Annotated in this window: 25 protein-coding genes and 1 pseudogene; 7 read left to right on the top strand and 19 right to left on the bottom strand. The window is 70.9% G+C overall.

Features of this window, described 5'->3' with window-relative positions:
* Positions 1-32: 32 nt before the first annotated feature.
* The 4 genes from OG218_RS13655 to OG218_RS13670 all read right to left on the bottom strand — a co-directional run bounded on the left by OG218_RS13655 (position 33) and on the right by OG218_RS13670 (position 1448).
* On the bottom strand, positions 33-212 hold the full coding sequence (locus OG218_RS13655) for a hypothetical protein (protein WP_328293770.1): 180 nt from the start codon (positions 210-212) through the stop codon (positions 33-35).
* 113 nt (positions 213-325) lie between these two features.
* Positions 326-733, bottom strand: coding sequence for a hypothetical protein (locus OG218_RS13660; protein ID WP_328293771.1), 408 nt, complete (start codon positions 731-733; stop codon positions 326-328).
* A gap of 89 nt (positions 734-822) precedes the next feature.
* Positions 823-1191 (bottom strand): PIN domain-containing protein, encoded by a 369-nt coding sequence (locus tag OG218_RS13665; RefSeq protein WP_328293772.1) that lies wholly within the window; start codon positions 1189-1191, stop codon positions 823-825.
* Positions 1192-1199: 8 nt separating this feature from the next.
* The gene (locus tag OG218_RS13670) at positions 1200-1448 is read right to left on the bottom strand and encodes a type II toxin-antitoxin system Phd/YefM family antitoxin (RefSeq protein ID WP_328293773.1); all 249 of its coding nucleotides are present in this window, start codon (positions 1446-1448) and stop codon (positions 1200-1202) included.
* A gap of 234 nt (positions 1449-1682) precedes the next feature.
* Here OG218_RS13670 and OG218_RS13675 point away from each other — a divergent pair, with 234 nt between their 5' ends.
* Positions 1683-2078, top strand: a complete 396-nt coding sequence (locus OG218_RS13675) for a hypothetical protein (protein WP_328293774.1) — start codon at positions 1683-1685, stop codon at positions 2076-2078.
* A gap of 347 nt (positions 2079-2425) precedes the next feature.
* Here OG218_RS13675 and OG218_RS13680 read toward each other — a convergent pair whose 3' ends face one another.
* From OG218_RS13680 to OG218_RS13700, 5 genes are all read right to left on the bottom strand, one after another.
* On the bottom strand, positions 2426-2830 hold the full coding sequence (locus tag OG218_RS13680; protein ID WP_442906500.1) for a nuclear transport factor 2 family protein: 405 nt from the start codon (positions 2828-2830) through the stop codon (positions 2426-2428).
* Positions 2831-2971: 141 nt separating this feature from the next.
* Complete coding sequence (locus OG218_RS13685) at positions 2972-3805, bottom strand: hypothetical protein (protein WP_328293776.1); 834 nt, start codon at positions 3803-3805, stop codon at positions 2972-2974.
* Positions 3802-4383 carry a SigE family RNA polymerase sigma factor gene (locus OG218_RS13690; RefSeq protein ID WP_328293777.1) on the bottom strand — a complete coding sequence of 194 codons (582 nt, stop codon included), beginning with the start codon at positions 4381-4383 and terminating at the stop codon, positions 3802-3804. The genes OG218_RS13685 and OG218_RS13690 overlap by 4 nt, the downstream gene beginning before the upstream one ends.
* A gap of 176 nt (positions 4384-4559) precedes the next feature.
* Complete coding sequence (locus tag OG218_RS13695; RefSeq protein ID WP_328293778.1) at positions 4560-5255, bottom strand: Type 1 glutamine amidotransferase-like domain-containing protein; 696 nt, start codon at positions 5253-5255, stop codon at positions 4560-4562.
* A 151-nt stretch (positions 5256-5406) separates the two neighbouring features.
* On the bottom strand, positions 5407-5925 hold the full coding sequence (locus OG218_RS13700) for a hypothetical protein (RefSeq protein ID WP_328293779.1): 519 nt from the start codon (positions 5923-5925) through the stop codon (positions 5407-5409).
* Between OG218_RS13700 and OG218_RS13705 the strand changes: the two are divergent.
* Positions 5909-7177 (top strand): annotated as a pseudogene (locus OG218_RS13705) (IS256 family transposase). The gene OG218_RS13700 and the pseudogene OG218_RS13705 sit on opposite strands and share 17 nt — an antisense overlap.
* On the opposite strand, the gene OG218_RS13710 reads toward OG218_RS13705, so the two are convergent.
* The 5 genes from OG218_RS13710 to OG218_RS13725 all read right to left on the bottom strand — a co-directional run bounded on the left by OG218_RS13710 (position 7152) and on the right by OG218_RS13725 (position 9685).
* Positions 7152-7433 (bottom strand): hypothetical protein, encoded by a 282-nt coding sequence (locus OG218_RS13710; RefSeq protein ID WP_328293780.1) that lies wholly within the window; start codon positions 7431-7433, stop codon positions 7152-7154. The pseudogene OG218_RS13705 and the gene OG218_RS13710 sit on opposite strands and share 26 nt — an antisense overlap.
* 219 nt (positions 7434-7652) lie before the next feature.
* Positions 7653-7877, bottom strand: a complete 225-nt coding sequence (locus tag OG218_RS13715) for a hypothetical protein (protein WP_328293781.1) — start codon at positions 7875-7877, stop codon at positions 7653-7655.
* 139 nt (positions 7878-8016) lie between these two features.
* Complete coding sequence (locus OG218_RS13720) at positions 8017-8196, bottom strand: hypothetical protein (protein WP_328293782.1); 180 nt, start codon at positions 8194-8196, stop codon at positions 8017-8019.
* A 62-nt stretch (positions 8197-8258) separates the two neighbouring features.
* Positions 8259-8582, bottom strand: a complete 324-nt coding sequence (locus OG218_RS26650; RefSeq protein WP_442906390.1) for a DUF6924 domain-containing protein — start codon at positions 8580-8582, stop codon at positions 8259-8261.
* Positions 8583-8869: 287 nt separating this feature from the next.
* Positions 8870-9685: a formate/nitrite transporter family protein gene (locus OG218_RS13725; RefSeq protein ID WP_328293783.1), complete on the bottom strand. Its 816-nt coding sequence runs from the start codon at positions 9683-9685 to the stop codon at positions 8870-8872.
* A 408-nt stretch (positions 9686-10093) separates the two neighbouring features.
* Between OG218_RS13725 and OG218_RS13730 the strand changes: the two genes are divergently transcribed.
* The 3 genes from OG218_RS13730 to OG218_RS13740 all read left to right on the top strand — a co-directional run bounded on the left by OG218_RS13730 (position 10094) and on the right by OG218_RS13740 (position 13290).
* Positions 10094-11590: an amidase gene (locus OG218_RS13730; RefSeq protein ID WP_328293784.1), complete on the top strand. Its 1497-nt coding sequence runs from the start codon at positions 10094-10096 to the stop codon at positions 11588-11590.
* Between the two features lie 134 nt (positions 11591-11724).
* Positions 11725-12405 carry a TetR/AcrR family transcriptional regulator gene (locus OG218_RS13735; RefSeq protein ID WP_328293785.1) on the top strand — a complete coding sequence of 227 codons (681 nt, stop codon included), beginning with the start codon at positions 11725-11727 and terminating at the stop codon, positions 12403-12405.
* A 156-nt stretch (positions 12406-12561) separates the two neighbouring features.
* Positions 12562-13290: a hypothetical protein gene (locus tag OG218_RS13740; RefSeq protein WP_328293786.1), complete on the top strand. Its 729-nt coding sequence runs from the start codon at positions 12562-12564 to the stop codon at positions 13288-13290.
* A gap of 468 nt (positions 13291-13758) precedes the next feature.
* Here OG218_RS13740 and OG218_RS13745 read toward each other — a convergent pair whose 3' ends face one another.
* From OG218_RS13745 to OG218_RS13760, 4 genes are all read right to left on the bottom strand, one after another.
* A complete protein-coding gene (locus tag OG218_RS13745; protein WP_328293787.1) occupies positions 13759-14289 on the bottom strand; it encodes a hypothetical protein in 531 nt (176 codons plus the stop codon).
* A 150-nt stretch (positions 14290-14439) separates the two neighbouring features.
* Positions 14440-15438: a hypothetical protein gene (locus OG218_RS13750; RefSeq protein WP_328293788.1), complete on the bottom strand. Its 999-nt coding sequence runs from the start codon at positions 15436-15438 to the stop codon at positions 14440-14442.
* Positions 15439-15449: 11 nt separating this feature from the next.
* Complete coding sequence (locus OG218_RS13755) at positions 15450-16421, bottom strand: NAD-dependent epimerase/dehydratase family protein (RefSeq protein ID WP_328293789.1); 972 nt, start codon at positions 16419-16421, stop codon at positions 15450-15452.
* On the bottom strand, positions 16418-17104 hold the full coding sequence (locus OG218_RS13760) for a MerR family transcriptional regulator (RefSeq protein WP_328293790.1): 687 nt from the start codon (positions 17102-17104) through the stop codon (positions 16418-16420). Before OG218_RS13760 ends, OG218_RS13755 begins: the two co-directional genes overlap by 4 nt.
* A gap of 168 nt (positions 17105-17272) precedes the next feature.
* Between OG218_RS13760 and OG218_RS13765 the strand changes: the two genes are divergently transcribed.
* Positions 17273-19432, top strand: a complete 2160-nt coding sequence (locus OG218_RS13765; protein ID WP_328293791.1) for a sensor domain-containing diguanylate cyclase — start codon at positions 17273-17275, stop codon at positions 19430-19432.
* Between the two features lie 144 nt (positions 19433-19576).
* On the top strand, positions 19577-22732 hold the full coding sequence (locus OG218_RS13770; protein WP_328293792.1) for a PAS domain S-box protein: 3156 nt from the start codon (positions 19577-19579) through the stop codon (positions 22730-22732).
* Between the two features lie 60 nt (positions 22733-22792).
* Here the strand turns inward: OG218_RS13770 and OG218_RS13775 are convergent, their stop codons facing one another.
* Entirely contained in the window at positions 22793-23998 is a 1206-nt protein-coding gene (locus OG218_RS13775; RefSeq protein WP_328293793.1) for a Gfo/Idh/MocA family protein, read from the bottom strand.
* Positions 23999-24093: the final 95 nt, after the last annotated feature.

Consider the following 24093-nt stretch of genomic DNA (forward strand, 5'->3'; position numbering starts at 1 on the left):
TCGGCGTCTACGACAGCGGCAGACCGAGCGCATCAGTCGGGGCGTGGCTCGCTCTTTCGACGGTTCTCCACAACGAGCCCCAGCGCCAAGGCCGCGAGAGGTAGCGCGGCCCCGATGAGACGTGGCGGCGTGGTGTCGTTGTAGATGCCGACGATCTGCAGGACCAGGCCCGCGAGGAAACCGACGATCACGAACTTCTTCCACGTCTTCACGGCGTCCAGCATGCCCTGGTGGCGATCGTCGTGGGGTGTTCAACGGCATCCGCACCTCAGTAGGACCGTCGGGTCGGTGGCCGCGAACTGCCACGAACTGCCTCCGAGTCACCTCACCGGACGTCTGGGCTCGAGGAGGCCGGACGGAGCAGGTGCAGGGCCAGGGCTGCACTGGCCAGGGCCAGGAAGCTGACGACGGCTTGGCCGATCGGTGCCAGCGACCCACCCAGGTCCAGGACGTGGATGGCGTAGCCGTTGGCCGCGGCGTCGGTGAGCAGGATGGTCGGGGCCAGCAGGACGCCGGTGCGGAAGCGGAAGGCGAGCAGGACCGCGGCCAGGGGATCCAGCGCGGTCAGCGCGCTCCAGTAGGTGGCCAGCCAGGTCGGGGCGTCGGTGTAGGGGCGCGGGCCGTCGGTGGCGAAGTTGAGGAGGTGCTGCAGGCACCCCCAGGCCAGCAGGAGCACCAGAGTGGTGACGGCGAGGCGTGTCCAACGTGGTTCGTCGGCCCACCTGGACGGCATGGGCTCAGTGTGGCAGGGGTGGGGAGAGCGGTCCACGCCCGCGCACAACGCGGGATGTGCGTGACGTCGCAGCCGCAGTGACGAGCCCGTCAGACGGCGATGACCTCGACGAGTTCGTCTGCCCCTTTGAGGTCTGTTGCGTTGCGGGTGTAAAGGCGAGCGTCGTGCGCGTGGGCGGTGGCGGCGATGAGCAGGTCCATCGTGCGACCGCGTGGTTGCCGTCCTGCGGCGGCGACTGCGGCAGCCAGTTGCCCGTAGCTGGCGGCGACGGCTTCGTCCAGGGGGAGGGCGTCGAACCGTCGCTGCAGGAGGGACAGCCGGCGAAGGCGTTCGGCGCGGACTGCCGGGTCGGTCGTGACCAGGACTCCGAAGTGCAGTTCGGCCAAGGTCGCAGAGCTGATCGCCAGTTCCCCGGGGAGTGGGCCGATGTCCCCGGCGATGACGACGCTGGTGTCCATGACCGCCCTCACCGTGGTTCCCAGGGGTCGCGGACCTCGGAGTCGATGAGGTCGCGGTCCTGCTCCCAGGTCGGGTCGGCGGGGCCGGAGAACAGTTCCTCGACATCGGTCCAGGTGCGCCAGGACCTGTTGCTGGCGGGTACGAGTCGGGCGCTGGCTCGGCCGGCCACGGTGATGGTGACCTCCTCGCCTGCTTCGACGCGGCGGACGAGGTCGGAGGCTTGCTGGCGCAGTTCGCGAAGACCGACGACTGTCATGGACTGAGGGTAGCACTTGTGCTACCGGACAGGCCTCGGTCCGTCGTAGCGCGCAGCCACCGCGGGATGACCGGACGTTCTGGCACGCGACCACCCGGCCTGCAGACCGAGCCAGGCCAGGACAGGCCCGGTAGGACTCCGACCAGCTGCACTGCTGCGGCAGACGGCTCAACACTGTGGCGGCCTCACCCTCGTGGTGGCTGCACGAGCACCTACCGGACAAAGATGGAACCCGTGTCGACTTCCTCCCCCGCGGACCTGACCAGGGCACTGACCCTGCGTGAGCGCGAGGCGATCATCGCCGTGCTGGATCGGGGCACCAACATCAGGAAGCTTCCCATCACCACCGCCGACCGCGCCCGGTGGCTGAGTCAGGTGCCCCACACCCTGGCCGGCCGCTCGTGCGAGTGCGGCATCTGTCCCTCGATCGAGCTCACCGACGCCGAGGGCCACACCCCGGCCACCGTCGACGGTCGCGTCGTGCTGCAAGCCGAAGCTCCCGGGGCAGTGCTGATGCTCTTCGTCGACGAGGACCGACTCAGCTACTTGGAACTGGCGCCCCTGGCGGGCGACAGCATCACGGTGTTCCCCGCCTCCAAGGACATCACCACGGACCTCAGCGCCTGGTGACTGCCGCTTGCTCATCGCTACGAAGGCCCGTTGACGATCCCGAACGACTGCGCAGGAAGCGAGTTGGCCGCGCGGTCTGATCCTGGCGTGGCGTCCGATGGGGCGCTACGGAACTCCGCGACCGACCGGATCTCGTCTGACCGTGACGTTCGTGACCGTGGAGTCGAGGCGGTGCGGGTGAGCCGTTGACGGCTCACCCGGTGGTGCTCGCCATGGTCGTTCCGGTCCCGCTGGCCGCGTGTTCACCGCCACCCAGCTCGCCTCACGCGGGGGTGCAGTCCGCGCGCTGCGGGGCGGCCGGCTGAGTGCACCGGATCGCGGGATGACCGGTAGGTCGGCTCAGCGGTTCATTCGGTGACGATGGTGCCCTGGTGGTACAGGACCTGCCAGCCCGTCTCGGCCCGACGCCATGCCGTGACGCGTCGAGTGAGGCGTCGATCCTGGCGCAGCGTGTAGGTGAGCAGGTAGGTGCTGGAGCCCAGGTCGCGGCAGTGGAAGTTGGAGGTTTCCCACGGGTCGTCTTCGCCTGCGGCGTAGCGGCGTAACAGGACGTCTTTGACGTAGTGGCGGCTGTAGCAGCGACCCGAGGCGCCGACTTCCCAGAAGTCGGGGGCCATCTGCTGTTCCAGGTCCTCAGCGCTGGTCCCCAGCTCGGGGCGGTGGAAGATGGGCTCCCGTTCTTGCAGTTCGGCTTGCACCGTCAGGAGGGCTGGTTGGGTGGCGGGAGGCGTCTCGACACTGTCCACAGCCATCATGATCCCGCACGGCCATCGCCAGTCACGCGAACAACGCGGGATGACCGTGTGCTTCGCGCGCACCGCGGGATGACCGTGACGCCACGCGCAGCGTGGGGCCCGCTTTACGAAATGAGCGCACCCGTGAAGCAGGAGGGGTTACTGGGGTGCGGGGATCGTCACTGCCTGCAGACGCGGGTCGGTCACGATCGCCCGGAGGGCATCTGCCGTGGCCGGTGAGTCCGCCGGGTAGACGCTGTCGACGGGAATGTCGGGAGCAGCGATGGAGGCGACCACGGCGATCTTCCGGCCATCAGGGAGGTCGAGCGACGCGAACGGTTCGACCGGTCGCGCAGGCTCGGGCATCGACCCCAGCTGCACGAGGGTTTGGCTTGTGCCGACCGTCAGGAAGCTGCCGTCGGCCAGCGTCTGCTGCGAGCAGGAAGCGGTCTCGTGGCACAGCGCGTCCTTGTCGACCGGCTCGTTCGTAGCGTCCCGGCTCACCTCGATCTGGAGGGTGACCGCCGGGGAGGTAGCGGTGCTGGTCGCCTTCCAGTTCACCAGCGTGACGGAAGGCAATCGCCAGCCTTCGACGACACCGCCGGCGGACCAACCCGGCAGGTGAGCTTCGACGACGGTGTCCATGGTGTCGGCGGCCGCGGCGGTCACGGCGGGATCGACCTGCACCCCGCCGTGCTCAAGGGTCTTCAGCGGCGTCGGGGCCGGGTCAGACTGGCCCAGGATGGGACCGGCCACGGACAGGCCCAACGGCGTGGGTTCCAGCAGGTGCGCCCCACCGACGGCCCCGGCGGTCAACAGAGCAGCGGCCAGGGAGCCGACGCCCCAGCGGGTCCGGCGTTGACGGCGCAGTCGCGTGCGGCCGCGGCCGGTGGCCTCGGCGATGAACGCGGAGGAGTCCCCCACGGGTCCGGCGGCGGCGTGCAGGTCAGCACGTAGGGCGGCGGGGAAGGGGTCGTGGGTCTCGGTGTTCACGAGCGGTTCCAATCCACGAAAGAGGCAGCAGAGGAGACAGTGGAGGAGGGAGTGTCCGGACTCGACCGGTCCGGCTGAGATCGCTGCTCAGCCGCGAGGTCGGGCAGGGTCTGGCGCAACCGGACCAGCGCGCGTGAGGCCTGGCTTTTGACGGTGCCGACGCTGATGTCGAGCAGGTCAGCGACCTGTTCGTCGCTGCGGTCGTCGAGGTAGCGCAGGACGATCACGGCGCGTTGGCGTGGTGGTAGGGGGCGCAGGATGGCGAGGAGGTCGGCGCGTTGTTCGAGGTCGACCAGCGGCTGGGAGGGTTCGGATCCGGCGAGGTGGTCGTCGACGTCGCGGACGGCTTCGTAGCGGTGTGAGCGGCTGCGCCAGCGTGAGGTGGCGGCGTTGGCTAGGGCGCGGCGGGCGTAGGCGCTGGGGTCTTGGATGCGTGGCCAGCGGGCGTACATCTTGGCGTAGACGTCTTGGAGGAGGTCTTCACCGATGTGGAAGTCGCCGGCCAGTAGTCGGGCGATGCGCCGCAGCTGCGGGGTTGCCTCGTTGGCCCAGGAGGTGAAGTGCTCTTCCCGGTTCATGTCGTCCACACTGCCCTGACGCGGAAGGGTCAAGATCTGGTTGCACGTCGAGGCGGTGTTTCTGGGCAGACCCTGATGTGGCTCAGGTACCTGCTCGAGTTCCGTCTCCTCCGCTCTTCGGCAGATCCGCGAGGTCGCCGGCCGCCAGCGACAGCGCACACAACGCGAGATGGGCGTTAGGACTCGCTGAGGTCCCAGGCCATGCCTGCTGGTCGAGCCTGGAGGCCGGTCGGGCTGAAGACTTGCACTGCCTCAGGTCCGACGTTGCGCGCCATGACGCGGCCGGCGGTGTCGGTGACGACGACACCGCTGCGTTCGGGCAGGGCGAGCACCACCTGCTGGTGCACCGTGGCCCACTGCTGCAGCTCGGTGTCCTGCTCCGGTTGGTAGTGCGGTCGTACCACTGCCCCGGCTAAGCGGTTCAGACCGCGAGTGTCGCTTACGCCAGCGTCGTTGGGGTCCTCGGCCTCGGCGATGGCGATGTCCGCGCCGAGCAGAATCGCGCCGGCGCTGCCGCCGTACACCTGGCCTCCGTCGTTGAGGAAGGCGTTCAGTGCGCTGAGCAGGTCGTGCTGCTGTAGGTGGTGCAGCAGGTCGAAGGTGTTGCCGCCGGGGATGGCGACGACCTGACTGCGTTGTAGACGCTGGGCGCTGTGGTCGTCATCGGTCTTCTCCAGGCCCCAGGCGTCGAGGGTGAAGTCCCCTCGGGTGTGCAGGGCGTTGGAGAGCCACTGGGCGCTGCCGGTTCGGGCCGGGCCGAGAGGCATCGCGAAGGACCAGATGCTCACGCGCTGGCCAGGGGTGAACGCCTCGTCCCACAGCGCTGCTTCATCGTGCTCGCTGCCGCCGCCGCCAAGGTAGATCCCCGTCATGGTGATCACAGTGCCGAGGTGGTACCTGGCTAGTCCAGCCACTTTCTGGCGGTGCTGCGAGACCTCGCGCAATTCGCCACGAGCGCGACGTCGTCGGCCCCAGGCAACTGCCCGGAGAGCGGGATGACCGCGAGGTAGAGATCTCTTCTACTCACATGATCCAGATGTCCTGTCCAGGAGAAGCTCCGCACTCCGTCAGGGCTTGGGCCGCTTCCTCCGACAGGTCGGCGATCTCCGCTGTGGAGTTGCCGCCACCGATTTGCATCTCATCGCCGAGCTGGGTGGTGCTGCCGTCAGCGAGGGTGAGTGTGGAGGTTGAGGCGTCCCATGTTGTTCCCGCCGACCAGATCACCAGGATGTCGTGCACCCCGAGGCAGGAGCCGACCCGTGACAGGGGGCCCTGGAGGGCGGCGGCCATGTGACCGCGCTGCTCCTCGGAAGCAACGATGATCTCGCCCTGCCGGGACGCGTCGAAGGGTTGCCGCGTGTTGTTTGCATCAGTGATGTCGCTGGGTGCGGTGGCGGGTAGTGGAGTCCACCAGAGTGGTGTACGGCGCCCCCGGTGAGTGAGGGCGTGTCCACCAACGTGTGAGGCGGCCACCGCGTGATGCTTCGACCTGAGTTCCCGCTCGAGACCGAAGAAGGACAACGCGATGACCGCCAACCCCATGATGGACCCTGCCCACTTCATCGACGAGCAGCTCGCCCAAGCCAGCCCAGACCTGCTGCGCGAGCTCATGTCCACGTTCATCAACACCCTCATGTCCGCTGACGCCGACGCCGTCTGCGGAGCCACCTACGGCGCCTCGTCCCCGGAGCGGGTGAACTCCCGCAACGGCTACCGCCACCGCGACTTCGACACCCGCCTCGGCACCATCGACGCCGCCATCCCAAAGCTGCGTCAGGGGTCGTACTTCCCCGACTGGCTCCTCGAGCGCCGCCGACGGGCCGAACGGGCGCTGACCACTGTGGTCGCCACCGCCTACCTGCTCGGCGTCTCCACCCGCCGGATGGAGAAGCTCGTGGAGTCCCTCGGGATCACAAGGTTGTCGAAGTCGCAGGTCAGCGAGATGGCCAAAGACCTCGACGCCCAGGTCGAAGCCTTCCGGACGAGGAGGTTGGACGCCGGTCCCTACACGTTCCTCGCCGCCGACGCGCTGGTGATGAAGGTCCGCGAGGACGGCCGGGTCGCCAACGTCCACGCGATGCTGGCGGTCGGGGTGAATGCTGATGGGCACCGGGAGATCCTCGGCCTGCAGACCTCGAGCGCGGAGGACGGGGCCGGCTGGTTGGGGTTCTTCCGGGATCTGACCGCCCGGGGCCTGAGCGGTGTCAGGTTGGTGACCTCCGACGCCCACGCCGGTCTGGTCGCCGCGATCGGCGCGACCCTGCCCGGCGCGTCCTGGCAGCGGTGTCGGACGCACTACGCGGCGAACTTGATGGCGGTGACTCCGAAGACGTCCTGGCCTTGGGTGAAGACGTTGCTGCACAGCGTCTACGACCAGCCTGACGCAGACTCGGTGCACGCCCAGTTCGACCGCCTGCTGGACGCCGTCGAGCAGAAATTGCCGAAAGTCGCCGCCCACCTCGACACCGCCCGCGCCGACGTCCTCGCGTTTACGGCATTCCCGAAGGAGGTGTGACGTCAGGTCTGGTCGAACAACCCGCAGGAGCGGTTGAACCGGGAGATCCGCCGCCGCACCGACGTCGTTGGGATCTTCCCCGACCGTGATTCCCTGATCCGCTTGGTCGGGGCGGTGTTGGCTGAGCAGGACGATGAGTGGACCGAGGGCCGGCGCTACCTCGGTCTGGACCTACTTGCTCGCTGCCGGATGACCTCCGTCGCTGGCGAAGGCGAGGGCACCGTGGAGACCGTGGTGGAGGTGAACTCTGACCTCACGATGCAGGCCTTGACGGCCTGATCGCACGGAGCATCACGCGGCGAACGTCGTACACCACCTCAGTGGACTTGACCTCGATGGGGGACAGGGAGGAGCCGTGCTCGACCCAGCGGTCGGCGGCGAGGTCGATGACCAGGCTGGCGGTGACCGGGCGCAGGACGTCCAGGGTCGCCACGACGGCCCGGGCCCGGTCGATGGGGTCGGGCCAGCTCGGGTTCACCTGTCGTGGTGCGATGACGTGGATGGTTCGACCGGGCAGGTCTGAGTGGGACAGCACTTGGTGATCCTGCCCGGGTCGTGGCTTCGAGCGCAGGCGAGTTTCAGCGCGCTGGCTCAGTCTTTCGGGATGAAGGCGACATCGCGACCATCGTCAAGACCGCGACGCCGCCGGCAGCTCAGCACCGCGCACATCGCGGGATGACCGTGCGTCTGCGTTCCGCGCTGCTCGCCAGCCACATGCCGACTGGGCCCTTTGGCCGAGCGCTCAACGGCCGCGTCAGGGCTGAGGAGTTGGACGCTTCCGCTTCTCGATCCACTCGGCATCCTTCTCGCGCTGGCGCACGATCGAAGGCATGGTCAGCCGCAGCAGGACGGCGACCAGGACGACGATGACGACAGGGATCCAGGACCTCATCGCGATCGCGACGCCGGCCACGATGACTGCCGCGATCACCATGCCTGCGATGCGTTGTCGTCCGGTCAACATGCTGAGCAGTGTCACTGACCACCCGCCCAGATGCATCGCCAACTGCTGACACCGCTGGAGCTGATCAAAGCTGGGCGGTGGAGGCCCGGTGCTGCCCGTACCTCTCCTCAAGACCGCGGGGACATCGATGTGATGGCGGCAGCACCAGCGACGATCAGATCAGGGGTAGAGCCTGCGACAAGACGACGAGGGACATGGACACGACCCCCAGCTCGTGACCTGTGGTCCACCCCTGCTCCCCGCGCCGTCGCCGCCGCTTGACCTCGACGATGGCGGCGGCGATGAGTGCCAGAGCGGCAACGATGAGGACGACGTTGCTCCACGGTCGGAACATGATCTGCATCCTTGCTGGTGCACCCCGCGAGGGCACCTCGCGGTGCGCCTGTGAGTGACCGCTCATCGACGATGTGCGGGCGATCTTCGTGCTGGGCTTGCATCCGGACATCGATACGACCTCGATGTCGCTGCCAGCTCGGGACCGCGCACGACGCGGGGTGACCGTGAACTGTCGCGGACGCTGTCGACCGATGTGGACCCCGTCCGGTCCACCTCATCCAGGTACTCCTCCCCGTCCCGGTTGCCGAGGGTCAGGTTCGTTTCCGTGGCCACCGCCCGGTTCGCCACGACCCGCACCTCCACGGCCACGTCGTCGATGACGTGCAGCACGAGCAGGGGTGGTTCGGGGGCGGACAGCGTTTCGGCATCGGCTGTGACGCGCATCCCCGTGTCGGGAAACGCCTCGAAGAGGTTGGTGTCCGGTGCGTTCTCCCCGCGGGGAAGGGGCGGTCGTCCGGGTGGAACGGCTCCTCGTGGTTCTCCGGCGGGAGTACTCCGGGAACTCGTGGAGACGCCCGACGTCGACCCGTCGAGGGCCGTTCAACCGATCCTCCTCACCAACGCGGATCCTCGGGGAGGACCGGACCGGGGCAGATTCCCTGGGCTGTCAGCGCCCCGTCAGGCACGTCGGTCGCCGCTCGACACTGACGCCGTCGCCCAGTGCTCGGCTCTCACTCCACCTTGTCTCGTTCTTCCGCGACGCGGTGGGGAACACGGAGCAGGCGGACGGCGGTGACGAGGACGAGGCCGCCGACGACGTTGCCCAGCACCGCCCACGCGGCTGTCCTGGCCCAGTCCGCGTAGCCGAACGGCGCACCGACGTGGAGGGCGGCGAACATCAGCAGGGAGTCCAGGACGCTGTGGAGCAGTTGCGTCCCCGCCAGGAGCGCACCGAAGAGGATGGCGGGGACGAGTTTCACGCCGACGGCCTCGGTGGCGTGCTGCATGCGGGTCATGAGGGTGATGACGGCGCCGGCCAGCACGGCCAGGGCGAAGGACTCCTTGCCGACGCCGAGGTCGATGAAGTGGCGGGCGGAGTCCACCGCCGTGCTCGCGAGGTCGGGGAGGGCGGTCATGATGATCCAGGTGATGACCCATCCGGCGAGGAGGTTCGTCAGCAGGGTCGTCCCCCACAGCCGGGCGAGCTGGGCGAGGGTGCCCCGGCGGGCGACGACGGCGATCACCGGTACGAGGAAGTTCTCGGTGAACAGTTCGCTGCGGGCCAGCAGGAGTGCGACGAAGCCCACCGAGAAGGCGAGACCGGCGAGCAGGTCGTTGCCGGTCTCGTGCTTGACGACGAGGTAGGCGAGCAGACCCGTTCCGACGTCGATTCCTCCGAGGAGGCCGACGCTGAGCAGCGGCAGCAGCGGGCGGCGCAGACGGTCCTCGCCTTCTTCGACGAGGCGGTCGAAGGCGTCTTCCACTTCGTGTTCGGGTTCGTCGGGGCGGTCTGCCGCGCCGGGAAGGTCTGATGCCGTCTGGTCCATGTCACGACTGTCGATGTGACGGCGAAGGCCCGCCAGTGGGAGTTCTGGACGGCTTCGACCGTGCTGGTCCCGGGACGACGGAACGGCCGGACGTCAGGCGGAGGCAGCCACCACCTGCCCCCGACCGACGCGCTGCGACCAAGAGGCCGGCGACAGGTCGAAACGTGCACGCTCACGGGGTCAGCCCACGATCAGCGCCGGCGGCGGAATCCTCACGTTGCTGTGCAGCGACCGTGCCTGGTTCTCGACGACGACCGGAGCGGTGGTGGTGGTGGTCCGGGTCCGAACCCGCGCGTCGTGCAACGCCGCGACCACCCGTTCGGCTCGGTTTCGACCACCGACCTCACTCGCTAACATTTTTCTGTTAGCGTCTAAGTCAAACGTTCATCCCCGACCCCAGGAGCACCCGTGCCGATCCAGAAACCCTCGCCCGCGCAGATCGCCGGCCTCGCCGCCGAGATCGGCTACTCCTCGATCGCCGCAGCACCGGAGGAGTACACCGGGATGATCTCGGGCATGCTCGGGGTGTACGACGCTCTCGACGCGTTCCCGGAGCCACAGGTGCTGGCCGGCCGCGACGCGGTCGAGCACACGGTCCCCTCTGCGGAGGAGGACCCCCACCACGCGTGGGAGGTCCGTGCGTCGATCCGCGGAGCCGCGGGGGGTCTCCTCGCCGGAGTTCGCCTGGGGGTCAAGGACAGCATCCTCGTGGCCGGTCTCCCGATGCGGAACGGTTCGAAGGAACTCGAGGGTTTCGTCCCGAACGCTGATGCCACGGTCGTCACCCGAGCCCTCGCCGCCGGCGCGGAGGTGGTGGGGAAGACCACCAACGAGTACTTCTGCATGTCCGGGGGCAGCCACACCGCAGCGACCGGCGTGGTGCACAACCCGCACCGGAGGGGTTTCTCCTCGGGTGGCTCCTCCAGCGGCAGCGCCGTCGCGCTCGTCACCGGCGACGCCGACATGACCCTCGGCGCCGACCAGGCCGGTTCCATCCGGATGCCGGCGTCCTGGTCCGGTGTCGTCGGCCTGAAACCGACCTACGGACTCGTCCCCTACACCGGCATCGCGACGCTCGACGGCTACTTCGACCACGTCGGCCCCATGACCCGCACGGTCGAGGACAACGCACGCTTCCTCACCGTCCTGGCCGGCTCCGACGGCATCGACCCGCGCCAACGCGACATCTCCGTCGGCGACTACCTCACCGCCCTCGACGCAGGAGTCCGAGGACTCCGGATCGGCATCCTCACGGAAGGGTTCGGCGGCGACCACGCCGAAGCCGGCGTCGACGAGATCGTCGTCGCAGCGGCGGAAGCGTTGCGCGAGCGTGGTGCGATCGTGGACGAGGTGTCGGTGCCGCTGCACGAGCTGGCTCCCGCGCTCTGGACGGCCATCGCCATCGAGGGCATGGCCGAGACGGTCCTGCGCAACCAGGGTTTCGGGTTCGGTCGTCCCGACCACTACCCCGTCGACATGATGCAGCACCTCTTCGACCACCGTGCGGCCGCCGCGGAGCACCCCGCGAACGTGCAGTTGTTCACCCTCGTCGGTCGCTACGTCGACCAGCAGCAGGGTCGCCTGAACTACGCCAAGGCCGTCAACCGGGCCCGGACCCTCCGCGCGGCCTACGACCAGGCGCTGGAGCGCTTCGACGTCCTGATCACCCCGACCACCCCTCAGACCGCGCGCCCGCTGCCGGACCCGGCGCACGGCGCCGGCGCGGCCATCGGGGCGTCGATCGAGATGTCGGCGAACACCACCCCGTTCAACATCACCCACCACCCTGCTCTCAGCGTGCCGTGCGGCACGCTGGACGGACTCCCGGTGGGACTCCAGATCATCGGACGCCACTTCGACGAGGCCGTGCTGTTCCGCGTCGGTCGGGCGATCGAGCAGAACTGAGCCCTTCCGGTGCTCCGGCGCGTTCGCCCGTGATCGAGGAGCGGCTGCGCCGGCTGGACGTCACCGGTGGGATGATGGTGGATGGCCGTCGTCCCACCGGCCGTCATGTCGTCACCGGCGGAAGAGGAAGCGCGTTGACCCGTTCTGACGAGATGCGAGTCCGCATCCTCGACACCGCGTTCGCGCTCCTCACCGACGGCGGTCGTGACGCGGTCACGACGCGCGCCATCACCTCGGCGCTGCACATCCAGGCCCCGACGATCTACCGGATCTTCGGGGACAAGCAGGGTGTGCTCGATGCGGTGGCCCTGCACGGATTCTCCAACCACCTCGCCAGCTGGACCGGGTGGAAACCGGGTTCCGACCCGGTCGAGTCGATCCGTCAGGGTTGGGACATGCACGTCGAGTGGGGACTGCTGAACCCGCACGTCTACTCGATCGCCTACGGCGAACCGCACCTGGGCACGTCGACGTCGGCCGCGTCCGCGATCGACGAGATCCTGCGGGTGCAGATCCGGGAGGCGGCCAAGGAGGGCCTGCTCGCCGTCCCCGTCGACGACGCGGTGCACGTGGTGCGGGCCGTGGGCGTGGGGGTCGTGTTCACCCTTCTCGCCATGCCGGAGGAACACCGCGACCTGCGTCTGTCGGTGCGGGGTCGCGAGTCGGCCCTCCGCACGATCCTCAGTGCCCCTGACGCGAACGGCGACCGCTCAGGAGCCGCCATGCAGCTCAGGCACCAGATCGCCGAGACGACAGCCCTGACCGCGAACGAGCGCGCACTCCTGGGCGATTGGCTCGACCGCCTCGCAGAGTAGGCAGCGAGCGCAGGGTGCGCCTGCCGCCCCGTCCGAACCGTGGTCGCGCTGCGTCCCACGTCGCGCGAAGGACGTCTCGAGACGCACCCGGCGGCGGTCGTCGCAGTGCCTCGGAGGTTCGCCGCCGGCGCAGTTTGATCCGTGGGAAACCCCTCGGTGCTGTTCGCCTCGATGGATGCACGGAACGACGAACACCCCTGCGGACGCGACGAGATCGATGATCTCCGGCGTCGGCGCCTCGTCGACGAACAGGTGCGCGAGACCGTCGATCCCCGCCTCGAGGGCCGTCCGCGTCGCGCGGACGGTGAGCGTGTGGGTCAGCGTCATCATGCCGAGGCGTCGAGCCCCGGCGACGGCGTTCAGCGTGGCCTGGTCGAGCATCGGAAGCCCGGGAGCGCTCGCTGTGGACCCGTCCTCGATGAGGAACTCGATGAGGAACTCGATGTGGTCCGATCCCGACGCGATCAGTTTCGGGATGAAGGACACGGCTTGCTCGGGATCGGTGGAGAGCGGCATCACGATGTCGCCGGACCCTGGTTCCCCCTGGCCGGGGAACGCAGCTTCCGGGACGAGTGCGTGTGGGTATCGATGAGTCCCGGCAGCTGGGTCTTGCCGGTCCCGTCGATCGACGCACCGGTCACGGTGTGCGCCTCGTCGTCCGTGGACGAGGGACGAACCGAGGCGATCCTGGTCTCCTCGATCGTCACCGTCTGGTTCTCGAGCACGTGTTCGCCGACGAAGACGCGAACGTTCGAGATCGTCGTGGAAGCCACGTCAGTCCTGTTCAGCGGGCGGGTCACGAGTTTCGGCGGCGTTGACAGAACCACCTCAGCACGCCACGGGAGGATCGAGGGCTGCGAGGAACCCTCAGCCCGCGTGTCCTGACGGGCCGCCGCGGAACTGTCCGGTCGTTGCGGCTGTCGGTTGCGCGTGGGTGCCCCGGCCGCAGGTGTGGTCGTCGGGAACGATGACGTGGTGACCGAGCACGGCCACTTCGGGCAATCTGTTGCGTCGCCGTCAGCACCGGAGCGCCAGGAAACTCAACTCGATCAACGACTGCGGCCTGACGCGCCACCTGCCGGTGGCGCCCCGGTCACCGGCGGGTCAGGACGTTGCCGGCTGTCGATCTTCGTCCAGAGGAACGCCCTGACCGAACGTCTCGGACCGGCGAGCACCGGTGCGAGGGGGGCTGGTCGTGTCGGGGTCGACACGTCACGACCAGCCCCTGGCCCACACCCGAGGGGGGCGAGGCGCGGGCCGGTCATCAGTTCATTCCGTGACCGCGGCGTTGGCCACCTGACGCTTCGCGCACCGCGCCCACGACCCGGACCAGCTGGCGCTGCGGCCCAGGGTTCAGCGGCTGGACCAGGTGCAGCTCTTCCGTCCAGGCTGAGGTTCCACGGGGAAGGTGAAGCTCTGCAGGAGGTAGCCGTCGGCGGGGGTGGGGTTCAGGAACACCTGAGTGGGGGCTCCGTAGCCGGCTTCGGCGAGTACCTGGCCGTGGGTGTCGTAGGCGGTCAGGTAGGCGGAGCTGCCCCGGGTGGAGCGGTGCGCATCGGGTCGACTGAGGACGTCGGCGGCTCTGGCCATGGCGCGTACCTGCCAGACGTCGAGGGTCCCGGCTTCGGGGAGGTGAGCGGTGAGTTCCTTCGCCTGGAGGGCGAGGTCTGCCTGGGCCGCGTCCAGGTCTGAGATGAGTCCCACCGTGTCTGAGTCGTGGTCGAGGATGCTCGTGACGTAGCAGTCGGCGGGGATGTACTCCGCGGAGGCCCGCAGCGATGAGAGCGCCGGTGTGGAGATGTCCTGCTGGACTTGTCCACCGGAGAGGAACAGCAGGGGGAGGGCGGCGGCGACGGTCGTCGTGGTGCGTGTCGCGCTCAGCATGCGTGCCTCTTCGACCGTTGCGTCTCGGTGCTTGAGGGTGCCGCCTGAGTGCTCCCTGCGGGTGAGCGGTCGTGGTCCTCGCCATGACCGTGCACTCCACGACCGTGACGTCGGGGACCGACCCCGCAGGGGTTCCGGTCCCCGGCGAGATCACGTCGGCCTCGAGGTGGCTGCGGGCCGCGCGGGTCGGGTCGCGGGGAGGAGGGCGGGGTGGGGCCGACGGACCACGAGGACGGTCGTGGTGACGACCGCGGCCAGGGCGAGTCCGCACCCGAGGACCAGGACCACCCCCGCGGGGTGGACGACGGACTGCCCCCGCCACGCCTGGACGGTGAGGAGGACCGTGGCGGCGGCGTAGACCACGGCCGCGGTGAGGCTCAGGTGCCGCCGCGTGGTGGGCGAGTCCGGCCGGGTCACGCGCCGGCCCGCGGCGCGGGTCAGGAGGGCGAGCAGCGGGAGGACCTGCAGGGCGTGGATCCCGACGAAGTGGGCGACCCGGAAGTCACCGCCGTTCGTGCTCCACCCCAGCAGCGGGAGGCCGGGTCCGCCGTCGGGCACGCCGACGGCGTGGGCCCCGATGATCCCGGTCGGGGCGCTGAGCTGCGCCGGCGTCGGGGCGGTCATGAGGAAGGCGACCCCGATGCCGACGAGCGCGACGAGCACCCCGGCCCGCAGCGCGAGGGTCAGGGCCGGGTCCTCGAAGCGGACGAGGAAGACGGCCGCGGAGGTCACGAACGTGGCGAGGTACATGACGGTGATCGAGACGGCCATCACCGCCCAGACGGTGGCGTGCAGGCCGTTGCTGACGTTGAAGTGGCTGGTGGTGCCGGTCGCGGCGGCCCAGACGATGAGCACCTGCTCGACGACGAGGGTGACGGCGATGACCGTGCCGAGGGCGCGGGTCAGCGAGCGCCACCGGGGCAGGTGGGCGATGAGCCAGGCCCAGGTGAGCGTGTAGAAAAGGATCGAGAGCGAGAACTTCAGCGGTTTCGCCCAGGCCGGGGCGCCGAGGATCTCGCGCGGGTCCACGACGAGTCCGACCGCGCTGACGAGCGCGCAGACGCCCATGAGGGCGGCGACGGTCATCAGCGGGGGGTGCCACGCGTGGGCGCGGCGCCAGGCGGCGACGCTCACGACAGCGACGCGCACGACGGCGACGGTCACGACAGCGACGCCGTCCGTGACGATGCGGTGGGGCGGGCTGCGGCGAGGCTCGCGGTGATGCCGTCCACCACGGGGGTGGGGGAGACGCCGAACGTCGTCTCGTAGGCCGTCGAGTCGAAGACGTAGGGGGCGCGGTACTGGTAGCTGAGCTCCAGGGTCTCCCGGGCGGAGGTGATGAAGAGGGCCCCGATCCGCATCGTGGTGGAGCTCATGACCCCCAGGGGGACGTCGGCCGGCGCGGTCGTGCCCGCCGCGACGTCGACGGCCGTCCGGACGTACTGCCGGCCGGTGAGGGCGGGGGCGGTGGGCAGGTGCCAGGTGCGTCCCCGGGCCCGGTCGTCGGTGCCGAGGACGGTGAGGGCCCGGCCGATGTCGGGGGTGTAGGTCAGGGAGTGGGGCTGGTCGGCGTCGTAGAGCCAGGTGCTCCTGCGGCCGGCGGCGACCTTGTCGAGGACGAAGCCGTTGAAGACGCTCGTCGTGGCGCCGGGGCCGTAGAAGTCGGCGCTGCGGCCGACGGTGACGTCGACGCCGCGGGCGGCGGCCCGGGCGAGCAGGTCCAGCGCGGCGGCGCGCACCCGGCCCTTCCTGCCGCCGGGTCGGACGGGGGTGTCCTCGGTCATGGGGCCGTCGACGGGGCCGTAGGCGTAGACGTTGTCGAGGTAGACGAGGTGGGTGCCCTGCTCGGCGGCGACGGCGGCGACGTTGTCCAGGATCACGGGCCACTGCCGGGCCCAGACCCGGGAGGAGTAGGGCAGTCCCGCGACGAGGTAGGCGACGTCGGCGCCGCGCAGGGCCCGGTGGACGTCGTCGTGGTCGAGGAGGTCCGCGACGAGCGGGACGACCCCGTCCACGTTGGTGGGGTGCCGGCCGACGGACGTCGGGGTGTGGCCGGCGGCGACGAGGGCCCGGAGGGTCTCGCGGCCGACGACGCCGTTGCCGCCGAGGACGACGTGGGTGGCTGCGGTCATGGCGTGGCTCGTTCCGTGAGGGGGGCGGGGTCGGGCTCGGGGGAGACCGGTCCTGGTGCGGCGACCGGGAAGAGGTGGTGGGTGGCGTTCTCCTGGGCGAGCCGGCGCAGGCCGGCGAGGAGCGGGTCGCCGAGGACGGTCCCGACGACCATGAGCTCGGCGACGGCGTCGCGGCCCTCGCGGTGGGTCAGGGCCCGCAGGTCGGCCTCGGCCGCGGTGGCCGCGGCGTCGGCGTAGGCGTGCAGGTAGGTGTCGGGCGCGTCGAAGTCGATGGCGCGCAGTCCGTCGAGGGCGCGCGCGGCCGCGTCGTAGCCGGGGTTGTCGGCGCTGACGGCCCAGCCGCGGGCGGCGACGACGGCTTCGACGGCGCGCCGGGCGTCGTCGCTGGGGGCGGAGTCCTGGGTGCGGGGGCCGCTCATGGCGTGCTGCGCCACGCCGAAGGTCTCGGCGAGGGGGGCGGAGTCGGTGTCCAGGGCGGTGATGACGTCCTTCGTGGCGGCGACGGAGAGGTTGCCGGTCTCGAGCAGCGCGCGGATCAGTCGGACGCGCTGCAGGTGGGAGTCGTCGTAGGACACCTGGTTCGGTGCGGTCCGGACGCCCGCGGGCAGCAGACCTTCGCGTTGGTAGTACTTGACGGCGGAGAGCGGGACACCGGCTCGGTCGGCCAGAACAGATATTCGCACTATCGGATAGTAGCACTATCCATAATAGGTCTGCGGGTCTCCTGGCGTGGACCGCGACCACGGCCCGCGCGGTGGACCCGTGGTCGTCCTGGCTCGGCACCCCACGGCTGACCGGTTCCCGCCCGGGGCAGGATCAAGGGGGGATCGCCCGCGACCGATGAGTTGAGGGTGAACCGGGAAGACTGGCTGGCCCTGGCGCAGGCGAGCGTGCAGGAGGACGTCGCCCGCTCCGAGGCCGTCCCGGCGCTCCCCGGCCCTCCCGTCGTCCCCCTCGTCCTGTCCGCCCTCACGACCGCGCCGGCGGCGGCGCGGCTGGCGGCCCTGCACGAGTACGGCCTGCTCGACGCCCCCGCCGACGACGAACTCTCCGCCGTGGTCCGGGCGGCGGCGCTGGTGGCCGGGGTCCCGCACGCCACGCTCAACCTCATCGACGAGAACCGCCAGTGCCAGCTGACCACCGTCGGCTTCGACGGCGCGGACTCCGCCCGCACGGACTCCATGTGCGCCCTGCACTTCGAGGCCGGCGAGGTCGTCCACGTCCCCGACGCCTCCCAGGACCCCCGGTTCGCACGCAACCCGTGGGTGGACGGGCGGATGGCGCACGTGCGCCTCTACGCTTCCGCCCCGCTGGTCAGCCCCGCCGGTCACGCCCTGGGCTCGCTCTGCGTCTTCGACACCGTCACCGGCCGGCTCAGCGAGCAGCAGCTCGGCGTCCTGCGCGACCTCGCCGGGGTCCTCGTCGCGCTCTTCGAGCGTCGCCGCCAGGCCCGGCGCGCCGTGGAGGAACGCCGCCAGGCCTTCGAGCAGCGCGAGCAGGCCGCGGAGGCCCGCGAGCTGGCCATGCTGGCGATGAACGAGTCCGAGGCGCGCTGGGAACTCAGCGAGGTCGTCGCCGAGACCATCGAGGTCGGCCTCGTCGTCGTCGACGCCGACGGGCAGGTCGGTTCCCTGAACCGGGCCATGCGCCAGTGGCAGGGCAGGTCCGCGACCCCCTCCGAAGCTCCCGCGACCTTCTTCGCCGCCGACGGGACCACCCCCCTGAGCGCCCGGGAGCTGCCGTGGCTGCGGGCCCTGCACGAGGGTGCGGTCGAGGGCGCCGAGATCGTCCTGGCCGCGCCGGGGCAGCCGCGCCGCACCCTGGTGTGCTCGGGACGGGCGATGCGCCGCATGGACGGGACCCCGCTGGGGGCGGTGGTCGCCGTCAACGACGTCACCCACGCCCGGGAACGGGAGCAGGCCCTGGCCGCGGCCCACGCGGACCGGGCGGCCGCGCACACGACCATCGAGGAGGCCCACGCCGCGCTGGCCCGGCACAGCCGACGGGTGCAGGCCCTCGCGGACGCCTCCCGCGCCCTGGCCGTCGCCGCCGACCCGCAGGAGTCCGTCTGCCGGTCGCTGCAGGAACTCACCGGCGCCGACGCGGCCTACCTGCTGCGCCCGGACACCCGGGACGGCATCGCGGGGTTGCGCGCCGTCGTCACCTCGGGCTTCGCCTCCGACCTCAGCTCGCCCCTCGGCGCGGGGGCGGGGGCCGGCGGCGTCTTCTACCGCGACGCCGAGTCCTCCCTGGCCGCGACCTGCTTCGCCACCGCCACCCAGGTCTTCGTCGCCGACGTCGGCAGTGACCCCCGGACCGCCCTGCGCGTCGTCGCCTCCACCGGGGTCGTGTCCGGGCTCTGGTACCCGGTGGTGCTGTCCGGGCAGCGGACCGTGGGTGTCCTGGGGGTGTTCTGGCGGACCCCGCTGGCGGACCTGCCCGAGCACGTGCTGCCGGTGCTGCAGACCCTGTCCGGGGAGCTGGCCCACGCGCTGGAGCGCGCGGACCTCGTGCAGCGCCTGGCCTCGGCCGCGGAACGCGACAGCCTCACGGGGCTGGCCAACCGCCGCCGCTGGGACGAGGCGATCACCACCGAGGTCGCCCGCGCCGCCCGCAGCGGTGAACCGTTGAGCCTGGTGCTGATCGACCTGGACCACTTCAAGGACTACAACGACACCCACGGCCACCTCGGCGGGGACGCCCTGCTGCGCGAGTTCGCCGCCGCCGCCGGCGACTGCCTGCGCGAGGTCGACACCCTGGCCCGGTGGGGCGGGGAGGAGTTCGTCGTCGCCCTGCCCGGCTGCACGGCGGAGGCCGCGGCGGTGGTGGCCGACCGCATCCGCGCCGCGGTCCCGCGACGCCAGACCTGCACCGTCGGCGTCGCGCAGTGGCAGCCCGGGCTGCTGGCCGAGGACGTCATCGCCCACGCCGACGAAGCGCTCTACCGGGGCAAGCAGAACGGGCGGAACGCCACCGTCGTCCACACCGCGGGAGTTCCGACCGGCTCGTAGCGGCCGGAACCGGTGTCATTTTCCGTCACTCCCCGTCGAGGTGGACCCGGTGGCGGACACCCCTACAGCCCAGGGGCGCGGAGGCCGAAGGGGTGAGGGCCACCGGCATCCCGGCTGCGTGGCGCGCTCAGCCAGGAGGCCCCCGTGTCCACCCCTCGTGTCGCACCGCGCCGCTCGGGCGCAGCTGCCGCGAGCGGGGTCCCGCTGACGACGGGGGCGGTCCTGCGCAGCGTCGCGTTCGCGGTCGTGTTCGGCCTCTCGGTGTTCCTGGGGCGCCTCACCCTCATGGACGGCACCAGCCTGAGCCTGGTGTGGCCCGCCGCGGGGGTGGCCGCGGCCTGGTTCTGCGCCCAACGGCGCGCCGGGACCCGCGGGCTGGACGTCGCGCTGCTGTCCGTGACGACGTTCGTGCTGAACACCCTCACCGGCGCCCCTCCGGTGCTCGCGGTGTGCTTCGTCGCCGCGAACCTCGCCCAGGTCCTCACCTTCGCCGTCCTGTTCGCCCGCTGGTGCCCGCAGGCCTGGGGCGCGGGGGGCCGTGAGCCGCTCACCGGCATCGCGCAGCTGATGCGCATGCTCGCCGCCGCGGTGCTGGCCACCGGAGCCGGAGCCCTGCTGGGCCCGACGTCGGTGTGGGTGCTGACGGGGAACTGGTCGTGGCTGACGGCCCTGGTCTGGATGACCCGCAACACCGCCAGCGTCCTGCTCGTCACGGCCGTCGCCTTCCGCGTCGGCTGCGTGCTCACCGCCCGTCGCGACGCCCGGGACGCCCGGGACGACACCCTGGGAGCCGCCCCGCGCGTCCTGGTCCAGGTGCGCTGGCCGCGGGGGTGGCAGCTGGTGGAGCTGGCCGCCGCCCTGGCGTGCTCGGCGGTGGCCTACGCGCTGATCTTCGGCCGCTACGACGGCCTGCCCATCGCCTTCCCGCTGGTGGCCCTCTCGGCCTGGGTGGCGTTGCGCTTCGACACCACCATCGTCGTGGTCCACGACCTGGCCATGGGGGTGGTGGCGGTCGTCCTCACCCTGGCCGGCAACGGCCCGTTCGCCATGATCGCCGACGACGCCACCCGGGCCGTCGTGGTGCAGCTCTACGTGGTGATGCTGGCCGTGCTGGGGTTGTCGCTGGCCATGGGCCGCGACGAGCGGGACGTCCTGCTCGCACGGATGACCCTCTCCACCGCCGCCAGCCGGGAGCTGGCCGCCGAGGCCGCCGTCCAGCGCGCGCTGGCCGAGGAGGCGCGTGCCCTGGCCGAGGAGGCCCGCCGTGAGGCGGTGCGCGCCACCGCCGAGGCCGAGGCCCGCGGGGAACTGGCCCAGGCCGTCCTGGAGTCCGTCGAGGTGGGCATCGTCGTCGCCGACGCCGACGGGCACCTCACGATGCTCAACCGCGCCGCGCAGACCTGGCACGGCCTGGACGCCGACGCCGGCCTGGACCCCGCCGAGCACGCCGGGCGCTACGACCTCTTCACCGGCGACGGCACCACGCCCCTGGCGGCGGAGGACGTCCCCCTCGCCGAGGTCCTGCGCACCGGCGGCGTGCGGTCGGCCGAGATCGTCGTCGCGCCCACCGGCCGCCCGGCGATCACCGTGACCTGCTCGGGACGGCGCATGCACCGCGCCGACGGCAGCGCCCTGGGGGCGGTGGTGGCCATGACCGACGTCAGCGCCGACCGCGCTCTGCGTCGCGAGCTGGAAGCCGCCCGCAGCCGGGCCGACGAGCAGGCCACGCTGCTGCAGGCCGCCTTCGAGGCGTCGATGGTGGGCAACCTCCACCTGGCCCTCGACGGCACCGTCCTGCGCGTCAACCCCGCAGCCGCCGCCCTGGTCGGTCGCACCCCCGCGGAGCTCGTGGGTCAGGACTGGAGCCCCCACCTGCACCCCGAGGACCGCGAGGTGCGCCGTGGGGTCCTGCGCGACCTCATCGCCGACACCGCCCGCCGCGCCGCCGACACCGCGGCCCACGGTGGCGACGTCGCGTCGATCCCCGCCGCGACCGTCGACGGGGAGGTCCGCTACCTGCACCGCGACGGGCGCACCGTCCACACCCAGGCCTCGACCGTCGTGGTGTGCGACGCCGCGGGGCAGCCGGCGTACCTGGCCAGCCAGCTCCTCGACGTCAGCGACCGGGCGGCGGCCGAGGAGAGCGTGCGCCGTCAGCGCGACGTCTCCACCCGCCTGCTACGGGCGCTGAGCGACCTCGGGGAAGGCGTCCTGGTCGAGCACGGCGAGCAGATCACCTACGTCAACGACGCCATGGCGCGCCTGACCGGTCGCCGCACCCCGGGTCTGCTGGCCCTGCCGACGTCCCTGCTGCTGGTACCGGAGGCGGAGCAGGACGCCTGGACCGCGCGCCGCGCCTCCACCGTCGGGCAGGTCGGCGCCTCCGCACCCCTGGTCACCGCCCTGCGCCGCGGCGACGGGACCGTCGTGCCGGTGGAGGTCACGACCGTGCCGCTGCCCGACGCGGGCGGGCACGCCACCCTGACCCTGGTGCGCGACCTCTCCGAGCGCCTGCGCGCCCAGAGCGCCCTGGCCGCCTCCAACGAGCAGCTGCAGGAGGCCAACCGCCTCAAGGACGACCTCGTGGCGACCCTCAGCCACGACCTCCGCCAGCCGCTGTCGACGACCATCGGGTTCGCGGAACTGCTGCTGGACGACTGGCAGGAGCTGCCCGAGGCCGACAAGCGGCAGTACCTCACCCGCATCCAGAAGGCCGGCCGGTGGGCCAACGACCTGCTCGAGGACATCCTCACGATGGCGCAGCTCGACGCCGGGGCACCCACCCCCCGCACCACCCGCGTCCACGTCCCGAGCCTGGTCGCCGACGTCCTCGACCGCTGCGGCCACGACGGGTCGACGGTGGACAGCACCGGCGTCCAGGACCTCACCGTCCTCGCCGACCGCGGTCACCTCGAGCAGGTGCTGACCAACCTGGTCTCCAACGCCGTCAAGTACGGCGCGACGCCGGTGCGCCTGGTCGCCCGCCGCCGCGGCGAGCTCGTCGCCCTCGACGTCGTCGACGCCGGTGCGGGAGTGCCCGAGTCCTTCGTGCCGCACCTCTTCGACCGCTTCGCCCGCGCCACCACCGGGGCCGCGGTGGACAAGAAGGGCACGGGGCTGGGCCTCTACATCGCCCGCGCCCTGGCCAACGCCAACGGCGGGAACCTCACCTACCAGCCCGCCGTCGGGGGTGGCGCCCGCTTCACCCTCACCCTCAACGCCCTCACCGTGGACGCCGCGGACAGCGACGACAGCGGGGACCCGCGGCGAGCGCTGGAACAGGCGCTCGGGACGTCCTGACGCATCGTGCGGCCACCTCCCACCCGGACGCACGCGCGCCCGGGTGGGAGGTGGCACCGCTCAGACCGGGTCGCCGAAGTCCGGGACGGGCAGGCGCGCGCCGTCCTGCTTCGCCGACTCGTTGGCGACGATCCCCGGGAGGGTGAACCGGGCCGCGACCCACGCGTTGACCGGCGGGTGGACGCGGTCGCGGACGGCCACGACGAAGTCGTCGGCCAGGAAGTGGTGGGCTCCCTCGTGCCCGTTGGGGGCCCCTTCGAACTCCTTCGGCAGCCGGCTGCGGTCATGCACCTTCGCCGTGCCGGACCGGAAGCTGCTGAGCAGCGCCGGGTCGATGTCGCTCATGTCCTCGGGGACGTCGGAGTGCTCACCGGCCCGCAGCTCGTCGCTGATGTCGACGGTGCTGCCCTTGTGGTAGTCCTCGCCGTCGGACTTCACGGTGACGACGGTGCTGGTGACGGACTGCTCCATGACCTGTTCGGTGCCGTAGAAGCGGAACCGCGACTCCGGACCGTTCCAGTACCCGACGCGACGGAACTCGTTGGTCCGCATGACCCCGCCGTCGGCGAGGGTGAAGAGCGCCGACATGTTGGAGAAGTCGTTGTCCCAGCGCGAGACCGCCTTGTCGAAGACGCCGTCGTCGCGGGTGTCGCTGATGCCGGTGCAGCTGACGCTGACGGCGTGGGTCGGCCAGGCGCCCAGCACGCCGCCGATGGCGTGGGTCGGGTAGAGCATGGGCGGGTAGCTGGCCGTCTCCTTCCAGTCCTCCCCGCCGCTGTACTGGTAGGCGGCGTAGAAGCCGTTGTCCATGTCGTGGACGTAGTCGCCCTCGCCGTAGAACACCCGGCCGAACTCACCGGCCGCGATGTGCTCGCGGGCCCAGACGGTGGCGGGGTTGTAGTAGCTGGTCTCGCCCATCATGTAGACGAGCCCCGTCTCGCGGACCGCGGCCACGATGGCCTCGACGTCGTCGACGGTCGTCGCCATCGGCACCGCGGAGTAGACGTGCTTGCCGGCGGCCAGCGCCTGGCGGACCAGGGGACCGTGCGACCAGCGCTGGGTCATGATGGCGACGGCGTCCACGTCGGAGGCCAGCGCGTCCTCGAAGCTCTCGAAGGACCCGGCGAGGCCGTGGGTCTCGACGTGCTGCTGCGCACGCTCGGGCACGACGTCGGTGACCCACACCTCTTCGACGTCGGGGTGCAGCTGCCACAGAGCGATGAAGCTCCGGGCGAACTGGCCGGTGCCGATGACAGCGATCTTCACGAAGGACTCTCCTGTGAGCCGAGGGGACGAACGGTGAACCCCCAGGATGATCCACACCGTCGCCGGCGGCGAGGTCGGGGGCGGGCGGCGCGCCG

It is taken from the genome of Kineococcus sp. NBC_00420 (genome assembly GCF_036021035.1).
Classification (GTDB): Bacteria; Actinomycetota; Actinomycetes; order Actinomycetales; family Kineococcaceae; genus Kineococcus.